General features: G+C 74.4%; 4 protein-coding genes. 2 read left to right on the forward strand and 2 right to left on the reverse strand.

The features are described 5' to 3' along the window. Window positions 1-301, reverse strand: a 301-nt coding sequence (locus G3I40_RS26355) for an ABATE domain-containing protein (RefSeq protein WP_203644816.1), incomplete at its 3' end; no start/stop codon positions are given. A 62-nt stretch (window positions 302-363) separates the two neighbouring features. Between G3I40_RS26355 and G3I40_RS26360 the strand changes: the two genes are divergently transcribed. Together G3I40_RS26360 and G3I40_RS26365 are read left to right on the forward strand one after the other, a co-directional pair. Then, entirely contained in the window at window positions 364-1,017 is a 654-nt protein-coding gene (locus tag G3I40_RS26360) for a pyridoxal 5'-phosphate synthase (protein ID WP_164304656.1), read from the forward strand. Further along, window positions 1,014-1,736 (forward strand): leucine-rich repeat domain-containing protein, encoded by a 723-nt coding sequence (locus G3I40_RS26365; RefSeq protein ID WP_164304660.1) that lies wholly within the window; start codon window positions 1,014-1,016, stop codon window positions 1,734-1,736. The genes G3I40_RS26360 and G3I40_RS26365 overlap by 4 nt, the downstream gene beginning before the upstream one ends. Before the next feature lie 4 nt (window positions 1,737-1,740). Here G3I40_RS26365 and G3I40_RS26370 read toward each other — a convergent pair. Beyond that, window positions 1,741-2,082 (reverse strand): universal stress protein (locus G3I40_RS26370; RefSeq protein ID WP_164304658.1); only part of this gene is annotated, 342 nt, incomplete at its 5' end.

The raw sequence follows: 2,082 nt of genomic DNA on the forward strand, positions 1-2,082 counted from the left end.
CGTCGGCGACGGGCAGCAGCCGGCGGGCGTCGGCCGGGCTGGGCTCCCCCGGGCGTACGGCCCTCGCGAACAGGGCGCGCACGGCTGCGCGCGTCTCGCGCACGCGTCGCAGGCTCTCCGCGTCGCCGGTGAGACCGGGTTCCAGGGGCAGTGCGGCGGCGTGCGCATGCACCCACGCGGTGAGGTCCTCGGGGGTGAGCAGGTCGTCGGCCACGCCGCCGTTCCCGTCGTGCCGGATGGTGAGGGCGAGGTCGAGGACGAGCCGGGTGGCGTCGGGTCCCGCCGTGCTGAAGTCACGCATGACCCTAATGATAGGTTCTCCGTCAACCATTAGCACCATACGGCGGCCCCACGGAGGAGATCATGGACGACCTGCGTCAACTGCTGCGCGGCATCGAGGTGTTCGCGGGTGATCTGCCCGGCTTCGACCCGGGCGCCACCCCGGACACCCCGGGCGAGCTGTTCGCCGACTGGCTGCTGGGGGCGCTGGACGCCGGGGTGCGCGAGCCGCACGCGATGACGCTGTCGACCGCCGGGGCGGACGGAAACCCGCAGGCCCGCACCCTGATCCTGAAGGCGGTGACCGCCGAGGGCTGGCAGTTCGCGTCGGACGGCGGCAGCGTCAAGGCCGGCGATCTCGCCGCGCGCCCGTACGCGGCGCTCACCTTCTACTGGTCGGCACTGGCCCGGCAGGTGCGGGTGCGCGGCCCGGTCACGGCGGCATCCGCCGAGGCGAGCGCGGCCGACTTCCGGGCACGGGGCGAGGACGCCCGCGCGGAGGCGCTCCTGGGCCGCCAGTCCCAGCCGCTGGCGGACCTGGCCGAACGGGACGCCGCGGTGCGGGAGGCCCGCGCCCGCCTCGCCGCGGACCCGGACGCCGTCGCGCCCGGCTGGACCCTGCACACGGTCCGCCCGGAGTCGGTCGAGTTCTGGCAGGGCGACAAGGCGCGCAGGCACACCCGCCTCACGTACCGGCGCACCGCCGACGGGTGGCACAAGCAGTTGCTGTGGCCGTGAACGACGGGACGCTCAACTACTGGCGCGCCGGGCTGGACCGCGTACCGGACGAGGTGTGGCAGCACCCGGCCCTCGAAGTGCTGCTGCTTCCCGACAACCGCCTCACCCGCCTGCCCGACCGCATCGGCACCCTGACGCGGCTGCACACCCTGGACCTCGGCCACAACCTGCTGACCGCGGTGCCGTCCCGGCTGGGCGACCTGACCGGCCTGAACCGGTTCCTCTACCTGCACGACAACCGGCTCACGGACCTGCCGGACACACTCGGCGCGCTGGACCGGCTGGCGTACCTGAACGTCGGGGAGAACCGTCTGACGTCGCTGCCGGCGACGCTGGGCGCGATGCGGGGCCTCGTCGAACTGCGCGCCCAGCACAATGAGTTGACCTCCCTCCCCGAGAACCTCGGCGCGCTGACCTCGCTGCGGGAACTGTGGCTGCGCGGCAACCGGCTCGGCACGCTCCCCGCCTCCGTACGCGCACTGCGCGAGTTGCGCGAACTGGAGCTGCGCGAGAACGCCTTCGACGCCGTCCCCGAGGCGCTGCGGGGCCTGCCCCGGCTGCGCCGACTGGACCTGCGCGGCAATCGCCTGCGCGAACTCCCGCACTGGATCACGCAGTTGCCCGCACTGGAGAAGCTGGACCTGCGCTGGAACGACGTACACCTCGCCCCCGGCCTGCTCGACGAGCTGGCCGGGCACGGGTGCGTGGTGCTGCGCTGAGGGCCTACGCGTCGGCCGGGGGGACGACCGCGACCGGGCTCGCCGCGTGCAGCAGCACGGCCTGGGTGACCGAGCCGAGCATGGGGGCGGGCCGGGTCAGGCGGCGGCGGTGGCGCCCGACGACGACCAGGTCGGCGTCCCGCGAGTGCGCGACGAGATGGCCCGCGGCGTCGCCGGGCGCGACGTAGAGATCGACCTCCACCTCCGGGTGGGCCTTGCGCAGTCCGGCGACGGCGCCCTCGGCGAGACGCAGGGTCTCCCGCTCGGCCGCCTCCTGGTCGGTCACGGTGGGCGTGAAGTCGCCGAACGCGGAGAAGGCCAGCACCGGCCACGGGTACGCGGCGAC

Origin of the sequence: Streptomyces sp. SID14478, assembly GCF_010548525.1 — a bacterium.
Taxonomy (GTDB): Bacteria; Actinomycetota; Actinomycetes; order Streptomycetales; family Streptomycetaceae; genus Streptomyces.